Origin of the sequence: Pseudonocardia sp. SID8383 (assembly GCF_009864975.1) — a bacterium.
In the GTDB taxonomy this organism is placed as follows: domain Bacteria; phylum Actinomycetota; class Actinomycetes; order Mycobacteriales; family Pseudonocardiaceae; genus Pseudonocardia; species Pseudonocardia alni.
Map to the genome: position 1 here is coordinate 1 of NZ_WWFY01000696.1, position 1441 is coordinate 1441.

The following is a 1441-nucleotide window of genomic DNA, read 5'->3' on the forward strand; positions in this document are numbered from 1 at the left end:
GAGGTCGGTGAACGCGCCCGCGTGCGCCTGCCGGTGCCAGCGGCGCAGCTGCCGTTCCAGGTAGCGGCCGGGCCGCGCCATGTCGCCGAGCCCCACCTCGGCCGGGTCGACGGCGTGCAGCGCCGCGAGCACCTCGGCGGTGTCCAGACCGCAGGCCCGCCGCTCCGGTTCCGGGACGGCCTCCCCCGCGGCGCGGTCCCCCGGGACCACGCCGTCCACCCAGCCCATCAGGTAGAAGCCGGCGCCCAGCACCGCGGTGTCCGAGCACAGGGCGACCGGCTCCGGCACCGGGACCGCGGTACCGGCCAGTGCGGTCAGGAAGCGCCACTCCCGGCCCATGTCGTGCGCGGTGGCGAGCACGCCCCCGGTCGGCGGGCGGCGCAGCGCGTACGGCGTGCCACGGGCGTCGGTGACCCGGAAGGTCAGGTTGGAGTGCCCGCCGGAGATGCGCTCCACGGCCACCGGGCCGTCGCCGAGCTCGACCCGCGGCACCTCGGCGGCCAGCCAGCGGGTCAGGGCGACCGGGTCCACCCCGTCGTGTGCGTCGGTCATCCCCCGATGCAACATGATCGCCCCCGCGCCGACCACCCCCGTTTCGGTCACGACGATTGCGGGCACCTCTCCCCTGATCATGACCGGTCGCGTCCGGCGCACCCCGGCGCCGTCGACGAGGACCGGTGGGAGAGGAACCCGTGAGCGACCAGATCACCGTCACCCGCACCGTGTCCGCCACCCCGAAGCAGCTGTTCGCGCTGCTGTCGACCCCCACCCGGCACCAGGAGATCGACGGCGCCGGCATGCTGCGGGGCGTCGAGGGCTCGACGGAGATCAGCGGCGTCGGCGACGAGTTCGTGATGAACATGCACAACGGCGACCTCGGCGACTACCAGATGAAGAACACCGTCACGTCCTTCGAGCAGGACCGCGTGATCGGCTGGGCGCCGTCGATGCACCCGATCGACGCGAAGAAGGACACTATCGGCGACCTGCGCGCCGAGGGCCACACCTACACCTGGCACCTCGCGCCCGAGGGCGACGGCACGACGGTCACCCAGGTCTACGACTGGAGCGGTGTGCAGGACCCGGACTTCCGCGGCTTCTTCCCCATGCTCAGCGAGGACCAGCTCGCGGACTCGATCGAGAAGGCCGGACGGGCCGCCTCCTCCTGAGACCGTCCACACCCGACGGCGCCGCACCGGTCACCGGGCGGCGCCGTCGTGTGTCCGGGCCCCGGCCGGGGCCGCGTCTAGGACAGCGGCAGAACGAGGCGGGCGAGCAGCCGCTCGGCCTCCGCGGCCGGGTCCTCGGTGAGTCCTGTGTGGACCGGGCCGGGGCACACGATGGTGCTGCGTGCGGTGGTGAGACGCCGGAAGCGGCGTCCGATGTCCTCCCCCGCGCCGGGCCCGCGGGCGGCCAGCGCGCCGGTGGCGTGCCGGTCCGA

Annotated in this window: 3 protein-coding genes; 1 reads left to right on the forward strand and 2 read right to left on the reverse strand. The window is 74.2% G+C overall.

From position 1 onward, the window contains the following. Window positions 1–552: phosphotransferase family protein (locus tag GTW08_RS16900; RefSeq protein WP_161152208.1), on the reverse strand; the 552-nt coding region annotated here is incomplete at its 3' end. Between the two features lie 140 nt (window positions 553–692). Here GTW08_RS16900 and GTW08_RS16905 point away from each other — a divergent pair. Beyond that, entirely contained in the window at window positions 693–1169 is a 477-nt protein-coding gene (locus GTW08_RS16905; protein ID WP_161152209.1) for an SRPBCC family protein, read from the forward strand. A 77-nt stretch (window positions 1170–1246) separates the two neighbouring features. Here the strand turns inward: GTW08_RS16905 and GTW08_RS16910 are convergent. Beyond that, window positions 1247–1441: DUF3037 domain-containing protein (locus GTW08_RS16910; RefSeq protein WP_161152210.1), on the reverse strand; the 195-nt coding region annotated here is incomplete at its 5' end.